Origin of the sequence: Pseudomonas sp. Leaf58 (assembly GCF_003627215.1) — a bacterium.
GTDB lineage: Bacteria > Pseudomonadota > Gammaproteobacteria > Pseudomonadales > Pseudomonadaceae > Aquipseudomonas.
Genome location: NZ_CP032677.1, coordinates 3,653,992 through 3,676,524 on the forward strand (window position 1 = coordinate 3,653,992; position 22,533 = coordinate 3,676,524).

The window sequence follows — 22,533 nt, forward strand, 5'->3', positions numbered from 1 at the left end:
GCGCCCCCCCGGTAATCGATCAGACCGCCGCGATCAACGCCTCGGCAAACCGCTGCGCCACTTCATCGATTTGCGCAGCCGTGATGATCAGCGGCGGCAGAAAGCGCACCACCGCACCCTGCCGCCCACCCAGCTCAAGAATCAACCCACGCTTGAGGCATTCACGCTGCACCTTCGTCGCCAGCTCGCGGTTGGCCAGCGGGTGGCCAAGGGCATCACGCTGGCCGTGCGGGCTCACCAGTTCCACCCCAAGCATCAGCCCACGCCCGCGAATATCCCCCAACTGCGGATAATCCCGCTGCAACTGCTGCAAATGTGTGCGCAAGCGCAGGCCCATGGCCTCGGCATGTTCGGCCAAGCGATGCTCGACCAGGTAATCGATGACTGCCGACCCCGCCGCCATGGCCATCTGGTTGCCACGGAAGGTACCGGCGTGGGCGCCTGGCTGCCAGGTATCCAGCCAGTCGCGGTACACCACCACCGCCAGCGGCAGGCTGCCGCCAATGGCTTTGGACAGGGTAACCACATCCGGCACGATGCCGGCATGCTCGAAGGCGAACATGCGCCCGGTACGGGCAAAACCGCTTTGGATCTCATCGACGATCAGCGCCACGCCGGCCTGCTCGGTGATACGCCGCACGCCCTGGAGCCATTCGATATCGGCCGGAATGACCCCGCCCTCACCCTGCACCACCTCAAGGATCACCGCCGCTGGCAGCGGTACGCCGCTTTCCGGGTCGAGCAGCAGGTTCTCCAGGTAATGCAGGTTGGCCTTGACCCCGGCTTCGCCGCCCAGGCCGAATGGGCAACGGTAGTCGTAGGGGTACGGCATGAACTGCACACCGTTACCGAGCAAGGCCGCCAGCGGCTGCTTCGGCGCGTGGCTGCCCATCAGGCTCAGGGCACCCTGGCTCATGCCATGGTAGGCACCCTGAAAGGCCAGCACGGTGCTACGGCCGGTGGCGCTGCGTACCAGCTTGAGCGCTGCTTCCACCGCATCGGTACCGGTTGGGCCACAGAACTGCACCTTGGCCTCGCGGCGCAGGGCCTCGGGCAGTATGCCGAACAAGTCCTGGACGAAGCGGTCCTTGACCGGTGTGGTCAGGTCCAGGGTGTGCAGGGGCAGCTCATCGGCCAGCACCTGCTGGATCGCCGCGACCACCACCGGGTGGTTATGGCCCAACGCCAGGGTGCCAGCGCCGGCCAGGCAATCGATGAACTGGCGGCCTTCGACATCTTCCACATGAATGCCACGGGCACGCTTGAGCGCCAGCGGGATGCGCCGCGGGTAGCTGCGGGCGTTGGATTCTTGTTGCTGCTGGCGTTGCAGCAAAGGCGAGTCGGTAAATTCGTACAAAGGACGCGGCGCGCTGGCCGGCAGAACCTGGGCAAGGCAGGAAGCGGTGGACATGGGTGAATCCTCGCAAGCAAGCGAAAGTGCGGGTGTTCGTCGCTTGAAAAACGCTTGAGTGCGGGGAGGATTTAGCGGTTGCTGTGGGATTTTTGCAAGCACGGTCGGCCTCTTCGCGGGTAAACCCGCTCCCACAGGATTTGCACAGATCTCAGGGGTATTGTGGGCGCGGGTTTACCCGCGAAGAGGCCGGCGCAGGCGGTAGCGATCAATGCCCCAAACGTGCCGGTACCTGCAACCACACCCGCAACCCATCACTGCGGCTGTCGAACTTCAGGCTACCGGCACAGCGCTGCACGATCGCCTGCACAATCGCCAACCCCAGCCCACAGCCGCCACTCTGCCCATTACGCCAGAAGCGCTCGGTCAGGTGCACGAGATCGGCCTCGGCAATCCCCGGCCCATGGTCACGCACCATGAAGCCCACCTGCCCGTCGGCCAGCTGTACCTCCAGCTCCACCGCCTCATCGCCGCCATGGCGCAAGGCGTTGTCCAGCAGGTTGCGCAATGCTGCCACTGCCAACGGTGCCGGCATACCCAGGTAAATTTGTGCGGCCTCTTCTGGCAAACGCAGCACGATACGCCGGTTGTCACCGCCGCCGGCATCCTGCACCGCCTGCCGGGCCACCTGTTCGGCGCTGCACTGCACACCGTCCTCGAACGACAGGCTGCCTTCCACGCGCGCCAGCATCAACAACTGTTCCAGCGTGCGGTGCATGCGGTCAGCACCCTGCTCGGCATGCTCCAACGCTTGCTCACGCACGGCACCCTCGGTCATGCGCGCCACTTGCAGGTGGGTCTTGATCGCCGTCAGCGGGCTGCGCAGTTCATGCGCGGCATCGTCGGTCAGGCGCCGCTCACGCTCGATGGTCTGGGCAATGCGCAGAAACAGCTGGTTCTGGGTTTCCAGCAACGGCTGCAGTTCGCTAGGCATGCCCGCCACCTGCAACGGCTCGACACTGTCCGCGCGCCTGCGGCGCAGCGCATCGCGCATGCGGTTGAGCGGCTCCAGGCCCTTGCCCAGGCCGATCCACAACAACCCCAAGCTGCCGAGCAAGGCCATCAGCACCGGCGCCGAGGCCGCCAGCAGAATCGACTGGTTCAGCGCCTCGCGCTCCATGTGCCGGTCGGCGGTGGTGATGCGCACATCGCCATGGTGGTAGGTAAAGGTGCGCCACAGCGCGTCGTCGATGGTCTGGTCACGGAAGCCGCTGCGCTCGTCGTCCATGGTGCCATCGTGCTTGTGGTTGCTGGCCAGGATCTCGCCACGCAGCGAGCTGACCTGGCAGGCCATGCCGTCCGGTACGCTGAACTGGTCGGCGGAAATGTGCGCCTCGCCGCCCTTGGCGGTCAGCGGCTGCGGCAGCTGGTCGATCAACCCGGCGACCATACGCGCCGAAGCCACCAGGCGCTGGTCGAGGGAAAACATCATCTGCTGGCGCAGGTCACGCAGCATCCACGCAGCGGCCAGCACCCAGATGATGACGAAAGCGCTGCCCAGGATCAGGCTCAAACGGACTCGCAGGCTCACGAGGCTGCCTCGTCGGGCGCCTGCGCCGGGCCCAGCCGGTAGCCCAGGCCGCGCACGGTCTCGACGATGCCGTTGCCCAGCTTGCGCCGCAGGTGGTGAATATGCACGTTGAGGGCGTTGCTCTCGACTTCGTCGCTGAAGCCGTACACGCAGTCTTTCAGTTGCTCGCTGGACAACACCCGCCCGGGGTTCTGCAGCAGCGCCTGGAGCAGCGCCTGTTCACGACGCGACAGGTCGACCGGATGGCCGGCCAGGGTGGCCTCGCAACTGCTCGGGTCATAACGCAGAGGGCCGTGTTCGATAGCATTCACCGCCCGCCCGGCCACTCGCCGCAGCAGGGTGTGCAGGCGGGCCGCCAGCTCGCGCAGGTCGAAGGGTTTGAGCAGGTAATCGTCGGCGCCGGCCTGCAGGCCATCGACCCGATCAGTGACTGCATCACGCGCGGTGAGCACCAGCACCGGCAGCGTCTCGCCCTGCTGGCGCAGGCGCCGCAGCAGCTTGAGGCCGTCTTCGTCGGGCAAGCCGAGGTCGAGGATCATCACGTCGAACTGCGCAGCCTGCAGCATCGCCCGCGCATCGGCAGCGTTACCCACCCGGTCCACGGTCAGGCCCTGGGCGGTAAGGCCGGCGCAGATACCGGCGGCGATCAGGTCATCGTCCTCGCAGAGCAGAACGTGCATGTTGGGGCTCCCGGAGAGTTGTGGCTGGCATTGCACCTTGGGCGGATTAAGGGGGGATTATGGACCTTTTGTGGGGGGGGGTGTTCGTCTTTGGTGCGGTGGTGGGCTGGGTGTTCGCCACATTATTTTCTGCGCCTGGCAGATCGAGCGCCGCCCGCGCGGCGCTTCGCGGGGCAAGCCCGCTCCCACATCTGTTTCAGGCCAGTTATTCCTGTGCCAGGTGGGTTGCAGCCTTGGTGCATGACTGAAGACGGATGAAGATCAGCTGCGCAATCTTCGATATCGAATGGAACAAACAAGGCGAACAAAGGTGACCTCACAGAAGGCACTGGCCTGAAACGATGTTTCAGGCCAGTTATTCCTGTGCCAGGTGGGTTGCAGCCTTGATGCATGACTGAAGACGGATGAAGATCAGCTGCGCAATCTTCGATATCGAATGGAACAAACAAGGCGAACAAAGGTGGCCTCACAGGAGGCACTGGCCTGAAACGATGTTTCAGGCCAGTTATTCCTGTGCCAGGTGGGTTGCAGCCTTGGTGCATGACTGAAGACGGATGAAGATCAGCTGCGCAATCTTCGATATTGAATGGAACAAACAAGGCGAACAAAGGTGACCTCACAGGAGGCACTGGCCTGAAACAGATGTGGGAGCGGGCTTGCCCCGCGAAGCGCCGCGCGGGCGGCGCTCGATCTGCCAGGCGCAGCAAATGTTGCGGCTGACCCCTGGGACCTAGATCAACCCCTGCGGCGTGTCGACATCCCGCAATACCCCGGCATCCTCCACTTCAACCACCTCACAACAATCCCGCTGCGCCCGCACCACCGCTCGCGCCCCTTCATCACCCGACAGCTGCCCCAGCGCCGGCCAGAACTGCCGCCCGAAGATTACCGGGTGCCCCTGCTGCCCGGCATGCTGCGGCAACACGATACGCGAAGCGCTGGCGGCCTCGGCCAAGCGGCGCAAGGTTGCCCATTCGATCCACGGCATATCACCCAGCAAAATCGCCACCGCCTGCGCCTGGCTATCGCCCAACGCCCTTGCCCCAGCCGCCAGGCTATGCCCCATTCCCGATGCCGCATGCGGGCTGATGATGACCTGGCAACCGGCAGGCAAGCCAAAATCCTCGCCCCGCTCCCCCGCGCGCAACACCACCCGCACATCATCGAACACCGCCTGCGCCCGCGCCACGCTGTGCGCCAGCAAGCTGCGACCGTCGGCCAATGTCGCCCGGCGCTTGTCCGAACCGAATCGCGTGCCGCGCCCAGCCGCCAGCACCAATGCGACCACTGTCACAGCGCGGCCCGCTCGATACCGTTGCGCACCCGCAGGATATCGGCCAGCACCGCTAGGGCGATTTCGGCCGGGGTCTTGCTACCCAGGTTGAGGATGGTCGGGAACAGCATGGCGTTCTTCAGGCTGGAGAACTCATCGTCGTCGAACGCTGTCGCACCGCCCACGCGCACAAAGCGGAAACTGCCGTAAGGGTCGCGCTGGTACAGCGGCGCCTGGGCGCCGTAGCGGATCGCCTGGTCGTTGAACTGCAACTTGCGCTTGGCCTGGCGGAAGCGCTCGAAGTCGTGCCAGATCAAAATCGCCACCGGGTGGCCGATGAACATCGGCACCTTGCCGGGCGGCAGCAGCGGGTCGGGCGAGTGCGCCTCGGGCCAGGCGATGCCGTCCTGCACCAGATCAGCGGCGGTGACGATGCGGTCCGGCTGCAGCTCGGCGCCCAGCAGGCTGAGGTCATGCCCGGCATAGATGCGGTCGGCCTTGGTTGCCTTGAGCAGCAACGCATGGCCCTGCTGTGCTGGCCAGCCGGGCATGTCCTTGGCGCGGATGTCACGGGCGAACACCTTGTCGCCGCAAACCTTGGACAAGGCGTCGTTACGGAAACGCGCCTTGCCGTCATGGTTCATCCACTTTTGCGGCGAGGTGGTGACGCGGTCCTCCATCAGCGCGGCGAACGCCTGGCTGCCAAGCGGCGCCATGGTCACGCCGACGCCAGCGATCAGGCCGCCTTGCAAGAAGGCGCGCCGGGAAACATCACGGTTGGACATGCTGGATCCTCTGGGCAGTAGGGGGTTCTGCCCACTCTTTCTGATTCTAGTGCGGGGGACTCGGACGGGTAAGAACCTTGTCACGCGAGTCAAAAAATCTGACTTATGTGTCAACTCTACAGCGAAGAAAGGTGTTTGCCTCGTTAATGCCGTAATGCCACCACTGACTAACACCAGCGTTAACCTTGGGTTAATCGACCCCAGCCAGCATGGCCCCATTCCTAGATCTGCCAAGGCGAAGACATGCGCGTCCTCCTGCTCTTCCTGACACTGCTGCTGGCCGGCCCGTTGCAGGCCAACCCGTTCGAGGTCAAACCCGACTTCCTGCCGGTCAACCAGGCCTTCGTGCTGACCCACGACCGCCAGGCCGATGGCCAGATGCGCCTGTACTTCCAGATCAAACCTGGCTACTACCTGTACCAGAAACGCCTGAAGTTCGACGGCCTGCCCGCCGACCAGCACCCGCAACTGCCCCCAGCCCTGAACCACCATGACGAGTTTTTCGGCGACAGTGCGGTGTACCGCGACCAACTCGAACTGCGGCTCCCCGCCAATGCCCAGGGCCAGCTGCGCCTGGGCTGGCAGGGCTGTGCCGACGCCGGCCTGTGCTACCCGCCACAAACCACGTCGATCGACCTGGGTGGCAGTGTGGCGCCTGCGGTCGAGCAAGCCAGTGATCAGGCCTTGGCCAGCGGCCTGCAGCAGGGCCACCTGGCCTGGAGCCTGCTGGCGTTCTTCGGCCTTGGCCTGTTGCTGGCCTTTACCCCCTGCTCGCTGCCAATGCTGCCAATCCTCGCCGGGCTGGTCCTTGGCAACGGCGCCAGTGCCCGGCGCGGCTGGCTGCTAGCTGGGGTCTATGTGCTGAGCATGGCCCTGGTGTACGCCGCCCTCGGCGTGGTCGCCGCATTGCTCGGCGCCAGCCTGCAGGCCTGGCTGCAGCAACCCTGGCTGCTGGGCAGCCTGGCGGGGCTGTTCGTGGTCCTGGCCCTGCCGATGTTCGGCGCCTTCGAGCTGCAACTGCCGGCCGCCCTGCGCGACCGCCTCGACCGCGCCGGGCAAGGCACGCGTGGCGGCAACCTGTATGGCGCGGCGCTGCTGGGGGCGTTGTCTGGCCTGCTGATGGGCCCGTGCATGACCGCGCCGTTGGCCGGCGCGCTGCTGTACATCGCCCAGAGCGGTGACGTGCTACAGGGGGCGCTGGTGCTGTTCAGCCTGGGCCTGGGCATGGGCGTGCCGCTGCTGTTGCTGGTAACCCTGGGCAATCGCTACCTGCCACGCCCAGGCGCCTGGATGAACCGGGTCAAGGGCGTGTTCGGCTTCGTGTTCCTGGCCATGGCGCTGTACACCGTGCGCAGCCTGCTGCCGGCGGCGTTGCTGCTGGCCCTGAGCGGCGCCTTGCTGATTGCCCTGGCCTGGGCGGCCTGGCCGGCCCTGCAACGGTTGCCGGCCTTGCGTGCAATACCCCTGCTGGGTGCCCTGTGGGGCGGCTTGTTGCTGGTGGGGGCAGCGGCCGGTGGCGACGACCTCTGGCAGCCCTTGCGCCCATTTGCTGGCGGCCCTGCACCCGCCGCCGGCCAGCACGCCGAAGACGCCTTTGTCAGCGTCAGCCGCCCCGAAGACTTACAACGCGAGTTGGATGCCGCCAAGGCCCGGGGCCAGTGGGTGATGCTCGACTACTATGCCGACTGGTGCGTGTCGTGCAAGGTCATGGAAAAACAGGTGTTCGCCCGCAGCGACGTGCAGGCCAGCCTGGCCGGCGTGCACCTGCTGCGCTTGGACGTGACCGCCGACACCCCGGCCAGCCAGGCCCTGCTGCAGCGCTACCAGGTACCCGGCCCGCCCAGCATCATCTGGGTCGGCCCGGAAGGCGACGAACGCCGCGCGCGGCGCATCACCGGCGAAGTGGATGCGGCTGCGTTCCTGCAACATTGGGCCCAGACCAGGAGCCAAGGCTGATGCTGACCGTAACCCTCGGGCCCCTGACCATGGCCCTCAACCACCTGCTGATGCTCACCGCCCTGGTGATCGCCAGCGTGGTCGGCTGGTGGGTCGCCCGGCGTGGCGGCGAGAGCCCGGAATCTGCGCTGTTCAACTTGTTCCTGGTCGGCCTGCTGTGCGCCCGCGCCGGCTTCGTACTGGCCTACTGGCCGATGTACCAGGGTGATCCGCTGCAGATCATCGACATCCGTGACGGGGGCTTCCTGCTCTGGTCTGGCCTTGCCGGCATCGTGCTCGGTGCCCTGTGGCAGGGCTGGCGCCACCCGGGCCTGCGCCGCCCGCTAGGCTGGGCGCTGTTCAGCGGCGCGCTGTTCTGGGGCCTGGCCAGCCTGGGGGGCCACCTGTACAGCAAAGGCACCGAACTGCCCGAACTGAGCCTGCGCAACGCTGGCGGCCAGCCGGTGGCGCTGCACAGTTACCGCGGCAAGCCGCTGGTGATCAACATCTGGGCCACCTGGTGCCCGCCCTGCCGGCGCGAAATGCCGGTGCTGCAACAGGCGCAAAGCGACTACCCGCACGTGACCTTTCTGTTCGTCAACCAAGGCGAAACCCCGGAAAACGTCAGCACCTTTCTCGCTACCACCGGCCTGAGCCTGACCCACGTACTGTTCGACGGCACCGGCCTGCTGGCCCAGCGCGTCGGGTCCATGGCCCTGCCCACCACCCTGTTCTACAACGCCGACGGGCGGCTGGTCGGCAGCCACCTCGGCGAGTTATCCCGGGCCAGCCTGCGCCATGCCCTGGAGCCTTTCGACCGGGCCGCCGCGCCCGCCCCTGCCGCACAAGGAAACTGACATGCGATTGACTGCACTGCTGCCCCTGTCCCTGGCCCTGCTGGCTGCCCCCAGTTTGCAAGCCGAAGAATTACCCAAGGCGGTTCAGCAACTGCAAGCCAAGGGCGCTGTGATCAAAGGCAGCTTCGACGCCCCCAACGGCCTGCGCGGGTATGCCGCCGAGTACCAGAACAACGGCCTGGCCCTGTACCTCACCCCCGACGGCAAGCATGTACTGGTCGGCAGCCTGTTCGACGAACAGGGCCAGGACCTCAGTGCCGAGCCCCTGCAAAAGCTGGTGTACGCGCCGATGAGCAAGGCGATCTGGGCAAAAATGGAGAAAACCGCCTGGATCGCCGACGGCAAGGCCGATGCGCCGCGCAAGGTGTACCTGTTCAGCGACCCCAACTGCCCGTACTGCAACATGTTCTGGGAACAGGCGCGGCCGTGGGTAGAGTCGGGCAAGGTGCAGTTGCGCCACATTATGGTGGGCATCATCCGCGAAGACAGCCCGGGCAAGTCGGCGGCGCTGCTGGCAGCGAAAGACCCGGCCAAGGCACTGCAGCAGCATGAACAGGCCGGCAAGGCCAGTACCCTGAAAGCGTTGGACAAGGTGCCCGAGGCGGTGCAGCAGCAGTTGGCAGTGAACATGGCGTTGATGGAAGAGATGGGCTTGCAGGCGACCCCGGCGATTTTCTACCAGGATGAGCAGGGCAACCTGCAGAGCCAGCAAGGGGCACCGCGGCCAGAGATGCTCGGCAAAATTCTCGGCAAGCGCTGAAAGCTGGGTTGCCTGAACAGGCCCTTTCGCGGGTAAACCCGCTCCTACGGGTTTACCCGCGAAAGGGCCTGTTCAGGCAGACCGTTAGCCTACAGGCCTTCGAGCTCGGCCATCAGGTCACTGAGCCGGTCGACTTTGTCGCCATCCAGCGCACTGCCCTGCAGCCCCTGCACATACACCGCCAGCTCCGCTACCGTGCTGCACTCGAACATCGCCCGCAGCGGTACGTTCAACTGCAGCTGCTTCTGCACCCGCGAGGCGATTTGGGTGGCCAGTAACGAGTGCCCACCAAGCTCGAAGAAGTGGTCGTGCACCCCAACCCGCTCAGCCTTGAGCACATCGGCCCAGATGCCGGCCAGCACCTCCTCCAACTCATTACGCGGCGCCTGGTAGGCTTGGCTGTGCTGGCCGCCGATGTCGATGGCCGGCAACGCCTTGCGGTCGAGCTTGCCGTTGGCGGTGTGCGGCAGGCTGTCGAACCAGCCCCAATGCAGCGGCACCATGTACTCCGGCAACTCGGCACGCAGGCGCTGCTTGAGCTGCTCCAGCAACGCAGCGTCGGCGGCAATGCCCTGATGCGCCACCAGGTAGCCCACCAAGTGCTTACCCTTCACGCCCTCCTGCACGCCAACGGCAGCGTCGCGAAGCTCGGCCTGCTCGTGCAAGCGGGCTTCGATCTCGCCCAGTTCAATGCGGTAGCCGCGAATTTTCACCTGGTGGTCAATGCGCCCGACATACTCCAGCACGCCATCCGGGCGCTGCCGCGCCAGGTCACCGGTGCGGTACAGCCGCTCCCCCGGCGCGCCGTAAGGGTGCGGGATAAATGCCAGCGCAGTGCGCAGCGGGTCGCCGACATAGCCGCGGCCAACGCCCGTGCCAGCCACGCACAGCTCACCGACCGCGCCCAGCGGCACCAGCAGCTGCTCCTCACCCAACAGGTACAGGCGGTTGTTGTCGGTCGGCGTGCCAATTGGCAAGTAACTGCCTTGGGTCGACCCAGCATCGACGCGGAAAAACGCCACATCATCCGAGCACTCTGCCGGGCCGTAGGCGTTGACCAGGCCGATCTGCGGGTAACGCTGCAGCCACTGCGCCGCCAGCTCCGGCGGCATGGCTTCGCCGGTCGGCAGCATCCAGCGCAGGCCGTCGAGGGCTAGGTGGTCGCTGGCCAGCATGCCCTGTATCAGCGACGGCACGCTTTCCAGCACGGTGATGCCGCTGGCCTGCACATGCGCCAGCAGGCCCTGCGGGTCATGGGCGATGGCGTTTGGCACGATCTGTACCTTGGCCCCGAACAGCGGTGCTGCAAGGAACTGCCACACCGAAATATCGAAGCTCTGCGAGGCAGTCTGGGCGATCACGTCCTGCTCGCTAAGGGCCAGGTACGGCACCTTGCTCAGTTGGTTGTTGAGCATACCGCGCTGCTCCACCATCACCCCTTTCGGCACGCCGGTGGAGCCTGAGGTGTAGATCACATAGGCGAGGTTGTCTGGCCCGCTGTGAATGCCCGGGTTATGGCTGGCAAGCTGGCTGGCCTGCACCTCTTCCCATACCAGCAACTGCGGCCGAACCGCTGCTTGCAGCCCAGCCAGCAACTGTCGCGCTTGCTCGGCACAGGCCGCGCTGCACACCAGCACCGGGGTGCGGCTGAGCTGGACGATGCTTTGCAAGCGCGCCGCCGGCAGGCTTGGGTCCAGCGGCAGGTAGCCAGCACCGGCCTTGAAGCTGCCGACGATCATGCCCAGCAACGGCAACCCGCGTTCGGCCAACAGCGCTACCGGCTGGTCCATGCGCACACCCGCCGCAATCAAGGTATGGCCCAGGCGGTTGGCCGCCAGGTTCAGCCCGGCGTAGTCATAGGACGCTTCCAGGCAACGGGCCACAGTACGCTGCGGATGCGCGGCAACCTGCGCTTCGAACAGCGCAATGTAGCTTTGCTCCAGCGGATACGCGCGCTGGGTACGGTTGCAGTCTTGCAGCAGGAAGCGCTGTTCTTCAGCGCCAAGCAACGGCAGCTCGCTCACCTCCCCTGCAAAGCCCTCGACCAGCGCCAGCAGCAAGCGCTTGAACTCGGCCAGCAGGCGCTCGACGGTCGCGTGGTCAAAGTAACGCTGGTCGAACGACAGGTGCAGGCCCAGCTCATCGCCCGGGTAGCACACTGCCGTCAGCGGGAAGTTGGTGTGGGTGCGGCCCGAGTCGGAGCTGGCGTTCAGTTGCTGGGCGTGGTCAAGCACGGCGGTTTCCACCGGCGCATTCTCGAACACGAACAGGCTGTCGAACAGCGGCTGGCCTTTGGGCAGTTCGCTGCAGTCCTGGATCGCCACCAGCGGCAGGTATTCGTACTCGCGCAGCTCCATGTTGCGTTCCAGCAGGCCTTGCAGCCACTGGCGCACGCTGCAGCGCTGGCCAGCAGCCGGCAATTGCACGCGCAGGGCAACACTGTTGATGAACAGGCCGACAGTGCGCTGCATCTGCGGCAGGCTTACCGGGCGCCCAGCCACGGTCACGCCGAAGGCCACGTCGCGGTCGCCGCTGTAGCGCGCCAGCACCAAGGCCCAGGCCGCCTGGGCAAAGGTATTGACGGTGAGCTGGTGGGCCTGGGCCAGTTCGCGCAGGCGCACGCCGTCGCTCACCGTCAGGCGGGTGTAACAGTCACCCACCAGCATGCCGCTGCCGGCGTGGTCGTGGCGCAGCGGGCGGTCGCTGGGGATGGCCGTGGCGCGCTCGAAGCCGGCCAGGTTGGCTTGCCACCAGGCCCGCGCGTCATCCAAGCCCTGGCGTTGCAGCCAGCCGATGTAGTCGCGGTAGCGCGGCGGCACCGGCAGTTGCGCCGGGCGGCCTTCGCCAAGGGCCTGATAGACCTCGAAGAAGTCATTCATCAGCAGCGAGCGGCACCAGGCATCGATGAGGATGTGGTGGTTGCTCATCATGAACCAGTAGCGCTCAGCAGCCACCCGCACCAAGCGCAGGTGGAATGGCGCTTCGCTCAGCAGGGCGAAGCCGGCCTCGCGCTCCTGCTTGTGCAGCGCCTGCAAGCGCTGCTCCTGGGCGGCATCATCAAGGCCGCGCCAGTCCTGGTAGTCCACCGCCAGCTTGCCCGGTTTGTGGATGATCTGCAGCATCGCCTCGCCGCTGTTCCAGCTGAACGATGCGCGCAGCGCTTCGTGGCGCGCTACCACTGCTTGCCAGGCCTGGGCAAAGCGCTCGGGGTCGAGCGCGCTATTGATGCGGTAGCGGTCCTGCATGTAGTACAGGCCGGTGCCCGGCTCTAGCAGGGTATGCAGCAGCATGCCTTCTTGCATCGGCGTCAGCGGGTAGACGTCCTCGATCTGCGCAGCCGGTACCGGCAATGCGTCGATTTGCGCCTGGGTCAGGTGCGCCAGCGGGAAGTCCGACGGGGTGAAGCTGCCGTTGCCATCGGCCAGGCAGTGCGCGACCAGCGCCAGCAGTTCCTGGCGATAGGCCTCGGCCAGGCGGGCGATGGTCCGCTCGTCATAACGCTCGGCACTGTAAGTCCAGCGCAGTTGCAGGGCACCGCCATAGACCTGGCCATCGACACTCAGCCAGTTGGGCAACGGGGCATCGAGGTCGTGGGCCAGGCCGGCCGGGGCATCCAGCGGCTGGAACAGTGCCGCGCTGTCGAACTGCTGATCGAACTGGCCCAGGTAGTTGAAGGTGATGCGCGCCTGCGGCAAGGCCGCCATACGCTCGCGCGCGGGCGCGTCGGCCAGGTAGCGCAGCACGCCGTAGCCCAGGCCCTTGTGCGGCACCTGGCGCAGTTGCTCCTTGATGTGCTTGATCGAACCGGCCCGCGCTGCATCGTCCTCGCCCGGCAACGGCCGCAAGCTCAGCGGATAAGCATTGGTGAACCAGCCGACGCTGCGGGTCAGGTCCAGGTCTTCAAACAAGCCGTCGCGGCCATGGCCTTCGAGCTGCAGCAACACTTCTTCATCGCCGCTCCAGCGGCACACGGTACGCGCCAGCGCGGTCAGCAGCAGGTCGTTGACGTGGGTGTGGTAAGCCGCCGGGGCCTGCTGCAGCAATTGCCGGGTCTGCGCCACGTCCAGGCCGATGGCCAGGGTGCGGGCGTGGCGGTGCAGGTTGCCACCCTGCGGGTGATCGCACGGCAGCTCACGGCGCACAGCGCCGAGTTGGCCTTGCCACCAACCCAGCTCGTCGCGCAGCGAATCGCTGCCGGCATAATTGGCCAGGCGTGCGGCCCAGTCGCCCATGGTGTGGGTTTTGGCCGCCAGCGGCTGGCCACGGTACAGCGCCTGCAGGTCCTCCAGCAGCACGCGCCAGGACACACCATCGACCACCAGGTGATGGATCGCCAGCAATAGGCGCTGGTTGCCTTGGCCGTCATCTACCAGTAAGGCGCGCAGCAGCGGGCCTTGCTGCAGGTCGAGGCTGCGCTGCAGGTCGCTGTACAGCGCCTGGCAGTCGGTGAAGTCGGCAACGGTGGCCGCCCACAGCAATTGCCCGGCAGCAGGCTGCGCGTATGCAGCTTGCCAGCGGCCCTGGGCCTGGCGGAAGCGCAAGCGCAGGCTGTCGTGGTGTTGCACCAAGGCGTCCAGTGCCTGCTCCAGGGCTGCTTGCTCCAGCGGCTGGCACACTTCCAACAACAGCGCCTGGTTCCAGTGCTGGGGCTGCGGCACTTCGCTGTCGAAGAACCAGTGCTGGATTGGCGTCAGGCCGGTCTGGCCCTGGCGCGGGCCTTGGTCGACGCTGCTGCTGGCGTCGCTGTGGCGAACCACTGCCGCCAGGGTCTGGATGGTCTGGTGCTGGAACAGGTCGCGCGGGGTGAATTGCAAGCCGGCCTGGCGGGCGCGGCTGACCACCTGGATCGACAGGATCGAGTCGCCACCCAGTTCGAAAAAGTTGTCCTGCACACCAACCCGGGCAACGTTGAGCACGTCGCACCAGATCTGCGCCAACTGCGCTTCTACTGCGTTGCCCGGGGCCTGGTACTGCTGACGCGCCTGTTCCAGGTCCGGCAGCGGCAACGCGCGGCGGTCGAGCTTGCCATTGCCCATCAGCGGCAGGCTGTGCAGCAGGACCAGGTGCGCGGGCACCATGTAGTCTGGCAGGTGCTGGCGGGCAGCGGCTTTCACCGCTTCACGCAGCAGGCCCTGGGCCTCGCTGTCGCCGCCCGCCTGCTGGCACACCAGGTAGCCCACCAGTTGCTTGCCGCCCGGCAAGTCGAGGGCCAGCACTACGGCTTGGTCGACCTCGGCATGCGCCTGCAGGCGGCTCTCGATTTCGCCCAGTTCGATGCGGAAGCCGCGAATCTTCACCTGTTGGTCGGCACGACCGACGTACTCGACCAGGCCATCGCTGCCCAGGCGCACCAGATCACCGGTGCGGTACAGGCGCCCGCCTTCAACGCTGAACGGGTCGGCGACGAAACGCTCGGCGCTCAGGCCTGGGCGGTCGTGGTAACCCTGGGCCAGGCCCGCACCGCCTATGTATAGCTCGCCAATGCCACCTTGCGGCAACAGGGCCAGGTCGTCGTCGAGGATGTAGGCCGTGCGGCTACCAATAACCCGGCCAATCGGCACACTGCCCAGCGCCGCTGGCAGCGTTTCGGGTGCCAGGCAAGCCAACGGCATGACCACCGTTTCGGTCGGGCCATAGGCGTTGAAGAACTGCTGCGGTGCGAAGGCCTGGCGGATGCGCTGCAGGTGCTCGCCGGTTAGCGCTTCACCACCGGTAATCACCAGGCGTACTGGCAACTGCTCGCCCTGCCCGGCCAGGTACTGCGCCAGTTGGCTGCCGTAGCTGGGCGTGAAGCCGAGGACGCTCACCTGCTGCTCACGCGCCAGCTGACAGATATCCTCGGCGCCCCACTGGCCCTGAGCGCGCAGCACCACGCGGGCGCCGCACAGCAGCGGCACCCACAGGCGTTCGCTGGCGGCATCGAAGTTGATCGAATAGAAATGCAGCTCGCAGTCATCGCTGCGCATGCCGAATGCCGAGATCACCGCCTGGCAGTGCATGGCGAACTCACCGTGGCTGACCACCACACCCTTGGGTTTGCCGGTGGAGCCGGAGGTGTAGATCAGGTAGGCCGTGTGCTGCGGCAGGTTGAGGTTATCCAGTGGTGCATCGCTGTAGGCCGACAGGCTGGCGGCATCATCTTCCAGGCTCCAGCGCGCTACACCGTCGGGCAACTCGCCGAGGCTGTGAAGCAACGCGCGCTGGCTTAGCAGCAGGCCGAGGCGGCTGTCTTCGATCATGTAGCGCAGCCGGTCGAGTGGATACTCGGGGTCAAGCGGCACATAGGCGCCGCCGGCCTTGAGGATGGCCAACAAGCCAACCACCATCTCCCGCGAGCGCTCCAGCGCCAGGCCCACGCGCACCTGCGGGCCGACACCGCGCTCGCGCAGGGCGCGGGCCAGGCGGTTGGCCTGCTGGTCGAGTTCGGCATAGGTCATGTGCTGGCCGGCGAAAGTCAACGCAGCGGCCTGCGGTGTGCGCGCGGCCTGGGCGGCGAACAGGCCGTGCAGGGTCTGGTCAAGGGGCTGACCGTGCTCGCCGTGCAACTGGCCGACCAGCAGCTGCTGCTCGGCGCTGCTCAGCATCGGCAGCTCGCACAGGCGCTGTTGCGGGTCGTTCAGCAGGCCGACCAGCAGCTGCTGCCAGTGCTCGGCCATGCGCGCGATGCGTGGCTCATCGAACAGGTCACGGCTGTAAGTCAGGCAGCACCCCAGGCGGCCGTCGAGGTCGGTCACCTCCAGGTACAGGTCAAACTTGGTGGCGCTGGCATCGTTGACCAGGTAATCCACCTGCATGCCAGCCAGCGTGCGGCTTTGCTGGAAGGCCCAGCGCTGCACGTTGCACATCACCTGGAACAGCGGGTTGTAGGCGCTGCTGCGTGGAGGCTGCAGCGCCTCCACCAGTTGCTCGAATGGCAGGTCCTGGTGCGACTGGCCGTCGATGGTGGCCTGGCGCACCTGGGCCAGCAGCGCGTTGGCGGTCATTTGGCCATCCAGCTCACAACGCAGCACCTGGGTGTTGAGGAAGGCGCCAATCAGCCCTTCGCTTTCCGGGCGAATGCGGTTAGCCACCGGCGCGCCGATGCGCAGGTCGCGCTGGCCGCTGTAACGGTGCAGCAAGGCGGCCAGGGTGGCGGTCATGGTCATGAACAGGGTCAGGCCGCGCTGGCTGTTGAAGGCATGGACACGGGCGACCAGTGCCGGGTCGAGTTCGAAGCGATACAACTCGCCACGGTGGCTTTGCACCGCCGGCCGCGGGCGGTCGGCAGGCAGCGCCAGCACCGGGTGCTCATCACCCAACTGAGCCTGCCAGTAGGCCAGCTGACGCGCGCCCTCGCCGCTTTCCAGCCATTGCCGTTGCCACACGCTGTAGTCCAGGTATTGCACGGGCAATGGCGCCAGCGGCGATTCGCGGTCATCGACGAACGCTTCGTACAACTCGCCCAGTTCACGGGCAAAGATGTCCATGGCCCAACCTTCGGTGACGATGTGGTGCAAGGTCAGGACAAAGTAGTGCTCGCGTTCCTGAGCCTTGACCAGGCAGGCGCGCAGCAGCGGGCCGCGCTCCAAGTCAAACGGCTGGTGCGCCTGATCGTCGGCCAGTTGTTGCAGCCGTTGCTGTCGGGCCTCGGCAGGCAAGGTGCTGAAGTCCTGCCAGCCCAGCTGCAGGCTGCTGTCTTCGGCCACGCACTGGTATGGCACGCCGTCGATGCTGGGGAAGGTGGTGCGCAGGGTTTCGTGGCGCACGCTCAGCGCCTGCAGCGCTCGCTCGAAGGCATCTACATGCAGGGCACCGCGCAGCCGCGCCATGCCGCCGACGTTGTAGGCGGGGCTGTCTGGCTGCATGTGCCAAAGGAACCACATGCGCTGCTGCGAGTACGACAGTGGCACTGCCTGGCGGCGGTCGACGCGGGCGATCTGGCCTTGCAAGTTGCGCTCACCGGCAGTTCGGATGCGCGCTATCTGCACACAGAAAGCCCCCAGCTCGCTGGCGTCGAACAGGGCCTTGAGTGGCAACTCGACATCGCAGGCCTGCCGTGTGCGCGAAACGATCTGGGTGGCCAGTAGCGAGTGGCCGCCGAGGGCAAAAAAATCGTCCTGCAGGCCGACACGCGGCAGGTTCAACACCTCGCGCCAGATGGCGGCGACCTGTTGCTGCAACTCGGTGTGTGGCTCCACATGTTCACGCTGCTGCCACACCGGGGCCGGTAGCGCCTTGCGGTCGACCTTGCCGCTGGGGCCCAGTGGCAGCTGTGCGAGCAGGATGAGTTGTGCCGGCACCATGTAAGCCGGTAACTGTTCGGCCAGCACGGCCAACAACGCGGTGGGCTGGGCGCTGCCACAGTAGTAGCCAACCAGTTGCGCGCCAACAGCGTCCTGATGAACCAGCACCAGCGCCTGTTCGACCCCCGCTTGCGCCAGCAGGCAAGCCTGCACTTCCTCAGGCTCGACACGGAAACCACGCACCTTTACCTGTTGGTCAAGGCGGCCAAGGTATTCCAGAGCCTCAAGCTGCACCTGCCAGCGGGCACGGTCGCCACTGCGGTACAGGCGCAGGCCATCGCCGTCGACCTGTGGCACGAAGCGCTCGGCGGTGAGGCCCGGGCGGCCCAGGTAGCCACGGGCCAGGCCTGCACCGCCGAGGTAGAGCTCGCCCGGTACACCGGGCGCAGTGAGTTCAAGCTCGTCGTCCAGCACGCGGCACAGCACATTGGCCAGCGGGCGGCCAATCGGCGAGCGCTCGCCATCCGCTGTTTGGCAATGCCAGTGGGTGACGTTGATGGCGGTTTCGGTCGGGCCGTAGCGGTTGTGCAGCTGCACCTGCGGCAGCACTTGTAGCACACGGTCGCGCAGCGCGGCAGACAGCGCTTCGCCACCGGAAAACAGCCGGCGCAGGCTGTTACAGGCTGCCGCCTGTGGCTCCTGAACGAACACCTGCAACAACGGCGGCACGAAGTGCAGTGTCGTTACACCGTGGGCTTGTACCAGCGCGGCGATGCGCTGCGGGTCGCGGTGTTCGCCGGGGCCGGCGAGCACCAATTTGCAGCCTGTCATCAGCGGCCAGAAGCACTCCCACACCGAAACGTCGAAGCTGATCGGCGCCTTTTGCATCAGCACATCGCTGTCGTTCAGCGCATAGTTGGCCTGCATCCATTGCAGGCGTTCGGCCAGGGCCGCATGGGTGTTGCCTACGCCCTTGGGCTGGCCGGTGGAGCCGGAGGTATAAATCACATAGGCCAGGTTGTCGCCGTGCAAGTGCAGGCCGGGCGCGTGGCTGGGCCAGCTGTCCAGGTGCAGTTGGTCGAGGGCGATGACGCTCACCCCTTCGACCTGCGGCAGCGTGCCCAGCAGGCCGCTGTGGCTCAGCAGCAGGCCGGCGTTGCAGTCGGCAAGCATGTAGGCCAGGCGCTCGGCCGGGTAGTCGACGTCCAGCGGCACGTAGGCGCCGCCGGCCTTGAGAATGGCCAGCAGGCCGACTAGCAGCTGCGGCGAACGCTCGATGGCAATGGCCACGCAGGTGTCGGGGCCGACGCCTTTGTCGCGCAGGTAATGGGCCAGGCGGTTGGCTTGCTGGTGCAGTTCGGCATAGTCAAGGCTGCCACCCGCCCACACCAGCGCGGTGCGTTGCGGGGTCAGGCGTGCCTGTTCGTTGAGCTGTTCGACCACCAGGCACTGCGGCGCCGTGGCCGCTGCCTGGCCCCAACCCAGCAGTTGCGCGCGGCCAGCCTCGTCGAGCAATTGCACCTCGCCCAACGCCCGTTGCGGCGCGGCGCACACCTGCTGCAGCAGGGCCAGCAGATGCTCGGCCAGGCGCTTGATGGTGCTGGCTTCGAACAGCTCGGCGGCATAGTCAAAAGCCAGGCTCAGGCGGCCTTGGTGGTCTTCTTCACTGTGCAATTGCAAGTCGAACTTGGCTTCGCGGCTGTGCCACGGCAACTCTTCGGCCAGCAGCCCCGGCAGGCGGCGCAGGGCCGACAGGTCGCGCTGCTGGTGGTTGAACATGACCTGGAACAGGCCTTGCTCGCGGGCTTCGGGCAGGGCTTCGACCAGCTGCTCGAAGGGTAGGTCCTGATTGGCTTGGGCATCCAGGGTAGCTTGGCGCACCTGGGCCAGCAGCTGGGTGAAGGGCAGGCGGCCATCAACGTGCGCGCGCAGCACTTGGGTATTGATGAAGAAGCCAACCATGCCCTGGGTTTCCAGGCGCGGGCGGTTGGCGTTGGGCACCCCGATGCGGATATCGGCCTGGCCGCTGTAGCGGTGCAGCAGGGCCTGCCAGCCAGCCAGCAAGACCATGAACAGGCTGGTTTGCTGTTCGCGGGCCAGGCCTTTAAGCGCTTCGCCAAGCTTGGCCGGCAGCTTAAGGGTGAAACGCGCGGCGCGGTGCTCGCGCTGGCGGCTGCGCGGGTGGTCGGTGCACAGGTCGAGCACCGGCAGCTCAGCACCTACTAGTTGTGCCTTCCAGTGTTGCAGTTGGCGTTCGCCTTCACCGGCGGCCAGCCACTGCCGCTGCCAGTTGCCGTAGTCCGCATACCCCAGGGGCAGCGGCGCCAGGTTGGCTTGCAGGCCCTGGCAGTGGGCGGCGTACAGTTTGGCGAACTCGTCGAGCAGGATGTTCAGCGACCAGCCGTCAGCGACAATGTGATGCAGGGTCAGCCACAGTTGATGGTCTTCATCGTCCAGGCGCACCAGCGTCACCCGTAGCAACGGCCCTTGGGTCAGGTCGAACGGCTGGCGGGCCTCGGCTTCACGCTGGGCGGCAACCTGTTCCGGCGCTTGGCTTTCGAGGTTCAGGTGGTGCAGCTTGAACGGCTGCTGCGCCAAGATGCGCTGAAGCGCCTGCCCCTGTTGCTCACAGAACACGGTACGCAGTGATTCGTGGCGCGCCACCAGTGCCTCGAAGGCCGCTTGCAGGGCGTTTTCATCCAGATCGCCACGCAGATGCAGGCCGGCCGGGATGTTGTAGGCCGCCGATTGAGGCTGCAGTTGCCACAGCAACCAAAGGCGATTTTGCGCCAGCGACTGTGGCAGTGCAGCAGCGCGTGGCAAGGTGGCGATGGCCGATGCCTGGTCACCACCTGCGGCAAGTATCGCGGCCACAGCCTTGCTGTAATCGGCCAGTACCGGCGCGTCGAACAAGGTGCGCAGGCTCAGGTGGATGCCCAGCTCATCAGCCAGGCGCGCGGTTGCCTGGGTGGCGGCGATGGAGTTGCCGCCCAGCAACAGGAAGTGGTCGTCTGCCGTCAGCGCTTCTACCTGGAGAACGTCGCGCCACACAGCAGCGATACGCGCCTGCACTCCTTCACCGGCCATATCGGCGGCAACGGCTTCGCTGTTTTCAGGGAAGCGGGCGTAGCAATCGAGGCTGCCATCGTTCATGCGCAGGCGGCAGGCCGAGCGCTGCAGCTTGCCGCTGGAGGTCTTCGGCAGTGCGCCCGGGTTCAGCAGCAGGACCACGGCCGGGGCCTGGCGGCAGGCGTCGGCGAGCACTTGGCGCAGGGTCTTGATCAGCGCCTGGGGCGTGCTTGCCTTTTGCACGTTGCGGCTGATTTCTACCGCGACGCCAATGCCCTCCTCGCCCTGATGCTCGACGGCAAACACCGCCACCCGGCCTTTGCGCAGCACCTCGACTTCACGTTCGAGGGTTTGTTCCAGGTCCTGCGGGTAGAGGTTTTGCCCGCGTACGATCAGCATGTCTTTCAGGCGCCCGGTAACAAACACTTCACCTTCGCGCATAAAGCCCAGGTCGCCGGTACGCAGCCAGGTCTGGCCGTCCATTGCGACGAAGGTGGTGGCGCTGGCTTCCGGGTTGCGCCAGTAACCCCGGGCGATGCTCGGGCCGCTGGCCCAGATCTCGCCCACCTGGTGGTCAGCCAACACCTGCCGGCGTTGGGGGTCGACAATGCGTACCGCATGCCCTGGCTGCGGGTAGCCACAGCTCATCAGCACGCTGCCCTTGCCCGGTTGCGCACGGTTGCCGGCGAGCGCTTCGGCGTCCAGCTCCAGCGCGGCGATGCCCTGGCCACGGCGGCTACCGCTGACGAACAGGGTGGCTTCGGCCAGGCCGTAGCTGGCGAAGTAGCTCTGCCGGTCGAAGCCGCAGGCGTGGAACTTGTCGGCGAAGCTGGCCAGGGTGTCTTGGCGGATTGGTTCGGAGCCGGAATAGGCCACGCGCCAGCGGTTCAGGTCGAGCCCAGTGAGGGACGCGTCGCTGACCCGCTCGCTGCACAGGCGGTAGGCGAAGTCGGGGCCGCCGCTGATGGTACCGCCGTAGTCACTGATGGCCTGCAACCAGCGCAACGGCCGGGCGAGGAAGTAGCCTGGCGACATCAACACGCAAGGTACGCCGCTGAAGATGGGCTGCAGCAGCCCGCCAATCAGGCCCATGTCGTGGTACAGCGGCAGCCAGCTGACAATCACGTCGTCGGGGTTGAGGTCGATGCCAAAGCCGTGGCGGATCAGCTGCTCGTTGGCCACCAGGTTGCCATGGCTGACCTGCACGCCTTTGGGCAGGGCGGTGGAGCCGGAGGTGTACTGCAGGAAGGCGATGTCATCACCGTTGAGTACGGGCTCGCGCCAGCTGGCGGCCAGCGCCGGGTCCAGGCCATCCACGGCCAGCAGCGCGGGAGCGTTGGTCGCCGCCAGGGCGCCCAGGTTCTGGAGGTTGTCGTGCAGGGCGGTGACGGTCAGCAGCAGGCGCGGTTCGGCGTCGTCGATGATCGACAGCAAGCGCTGCTGGTGGTGCTGGCGTGCGGATTCCGGTGGGTAGGCCGGCACGGCGATTACCCCGGCATACAGGCAGCCAAAGAACGCCGCCACGTAGTCTGGCCCGCTGGGGAACAACAGCACTGCCCGGTCGCCGAAGCCGGCTCGCGCTTGCAAGGCTGCGGCGATGGTACGGGCACGCTGGTCGAGGTCCCGGTAGCTGAGCACGGCCTGCTCGCCGGGCGCGTCGGCCAAAAAGCGCAAGGCGATCTTGTCCGGGGTCTGCGCGGCGCGTTGCGCCAGGGCCTGGACCAGCGAAAGCGGGAGTTCGAAGGCGTCCGTCATGGGGTGTTCCTGCCAGTGTCTGGTGGGGGCGCGCCGGCTGCTCCGCGAACGTTGGCGGGGCGGCGTGCGGCGGCGGGATGTACACAGGGGAACGGATGGGCGGGGGGAGAAATTAGCGAGATTGGGGGTGACCAACGTTGGGGCGGCGTTAGGGCAGCGAGGTGAAGACATTAGAGGTGCGGCGCCTGGGAGATCGAGCGCCGCCCAACCCTAGAACCAAACCTACCGCTACCAATTACATTTCGCATTTGACAA

General features: G+C 66.2%; 8 protein-coding genes and 2 pseudogenes. 3 read left to right on the plus strand and 7 right to left on the minus strand.

Annotation, left to right across the window (positions count from 1 at the left end; all coding sequences use genetic code 11):
• Positions 1-19 precede the first annotated feature (19 nt).
• From DV532_RS17015 to DV532_RS17035, 6 genes and pseudogenes are all read right to left on the minus strand, one after another.
• Positions 20-1,411 (minus strand): aspartate aminotransferase family protein, encoded by a 1,392-nt coding sequence (locus DV532_RS17015; protein WP_056801383.1) that lies wholly within the window; start codon positions 1,409-1,411, stop codon positions 20-22.
• Positions 1,412-1,619: 208 nt separating this feature from the next.
• The gene (locus DV532_RS17020; RefSeq protein WP_056801385.1) at positions 1,620-2,942 is read right to left on the minus strand and encodes an ATP-binding protein; all 1,323 of its coding nucleotides are present in this window, start codon (positions 2,940-2,942) and stop codon (positions 1,620-1,622) included.
• On the minus strand, positions 2,939-3,622 hold the full coding sequence (locus DV532_RS17025) for a response regulator transcription factor (RefSeq protein ID WP_056801386.1): 684 nt from the start codon (positions 3,620-3,622) through the stop codon (positions 2,939-2,941). Before DV532_RS17025 ends, DV532_RS17020 begins: the two co-directional genes overlap by 4 nt.
• A 730-nt stretch (positions 3,623-4,352) precedes the next feature.
• Positions 4,353-4,916 carry an NTP transferase domain-containing protein gene (locus DV532_RS17030; RefSeq protein ID WP_056801388.1) on the minus strand — a complete coding sequence of 188 codons (564 nt, stop codon included), beginning with the start codon at positions 4,914-4,916 and terminating at the stop codon, positions 4,353-4,355.
• A pseudogene (locus tag DV532_RS30715) lies at positions 4,913-5,017 on the minus strand (XdhC family protein); the annotation flags it as partial. The gene DV532_RS17030 and the pseudogene DV532_RS30715, both read right to left, overlap by 4 nt.
• A pseudogene (locus DV532_RS17035) lies at positions 5,003-5,680 on the minus strand (xanthine dehydrogenase family protein molybdopterin-binding subunit); the annotation flags it as partial. The pseudogenes DV532_RS30715 and DV532_RS17035, both read right to left, overlap by 15 nt.
• 243 nt (positions 5,681-5,923) lie before the next feature.
• On the opposite strand from DV532_RS17035, the gene dsbD reads away from it, so the two are divergent.
• Genes dsbD through dsbG form a run of 3 tightly spaced genes read left to right on the plus strand, consistent with a single transcriptional unit; the run spans position 5,924 to position 9,232 of the window.
• Positions 5,924-7,636 (plus strand): protein-disulfide reductase DsbD, encoded by a 1,713-nt coding sequence (dsbD, locus tag DV532_RS17040; protein WP_056801392.1) that lies wholly within the window; start codon positions 5,924-5,926, stop codon positions 7,634-7,636.
• Positions 7,636-8,472 carry a TlpA disulfide reductase family protein gene (locus DV532_RS17045; protein WP_056801395.1) on the plus strand — a complete coding sequence of 279 codons (837 nt, stop codon included), beginning with the start codon at positions 7,636-7,638 and terminating at the stop codon, positions 8,470-8,472. The genes dsbD and DV532_RS17045 overlap by 1 nt, the downstream gene beginning before the upstream one ends.
• 1 nt (position 8,473) lies before the next feature.
• Positions 8,474-9,232 carry a thiol:disulfide interchange protein DsbG gene (gene dsbG / locus DV532_RS17050; RefSeq protein ID WP_056801397.1) on the plus strand — a complete coding sequence of 253 codons (759 nt, stop codon included), beginning with the start codon at positions 8,474-8,476 and terminating at the stop codon, positions 9,230-9,232.
• An 89-nt stretch (positions 9,233-9,321) separates the two neighbouring features.
• Here dsbG and DV532_RS17055 read toward each other — a convergent pair whose 3' ends face one another.
• Positions 9,322-22,278: a non-ribosomal peptide synthetase gene (locus DV532_RS17055; RefSeq protein WP_120715359.1), complete on the minus strand. Its 12,957-nt coding sequence runs from the start codon at positions 22,276-22,278 to the stop codon at positions 9,322-9,324.
• Between the last annotated feature and the right edge of the window lie 255 nt (positions 22,279-22,533).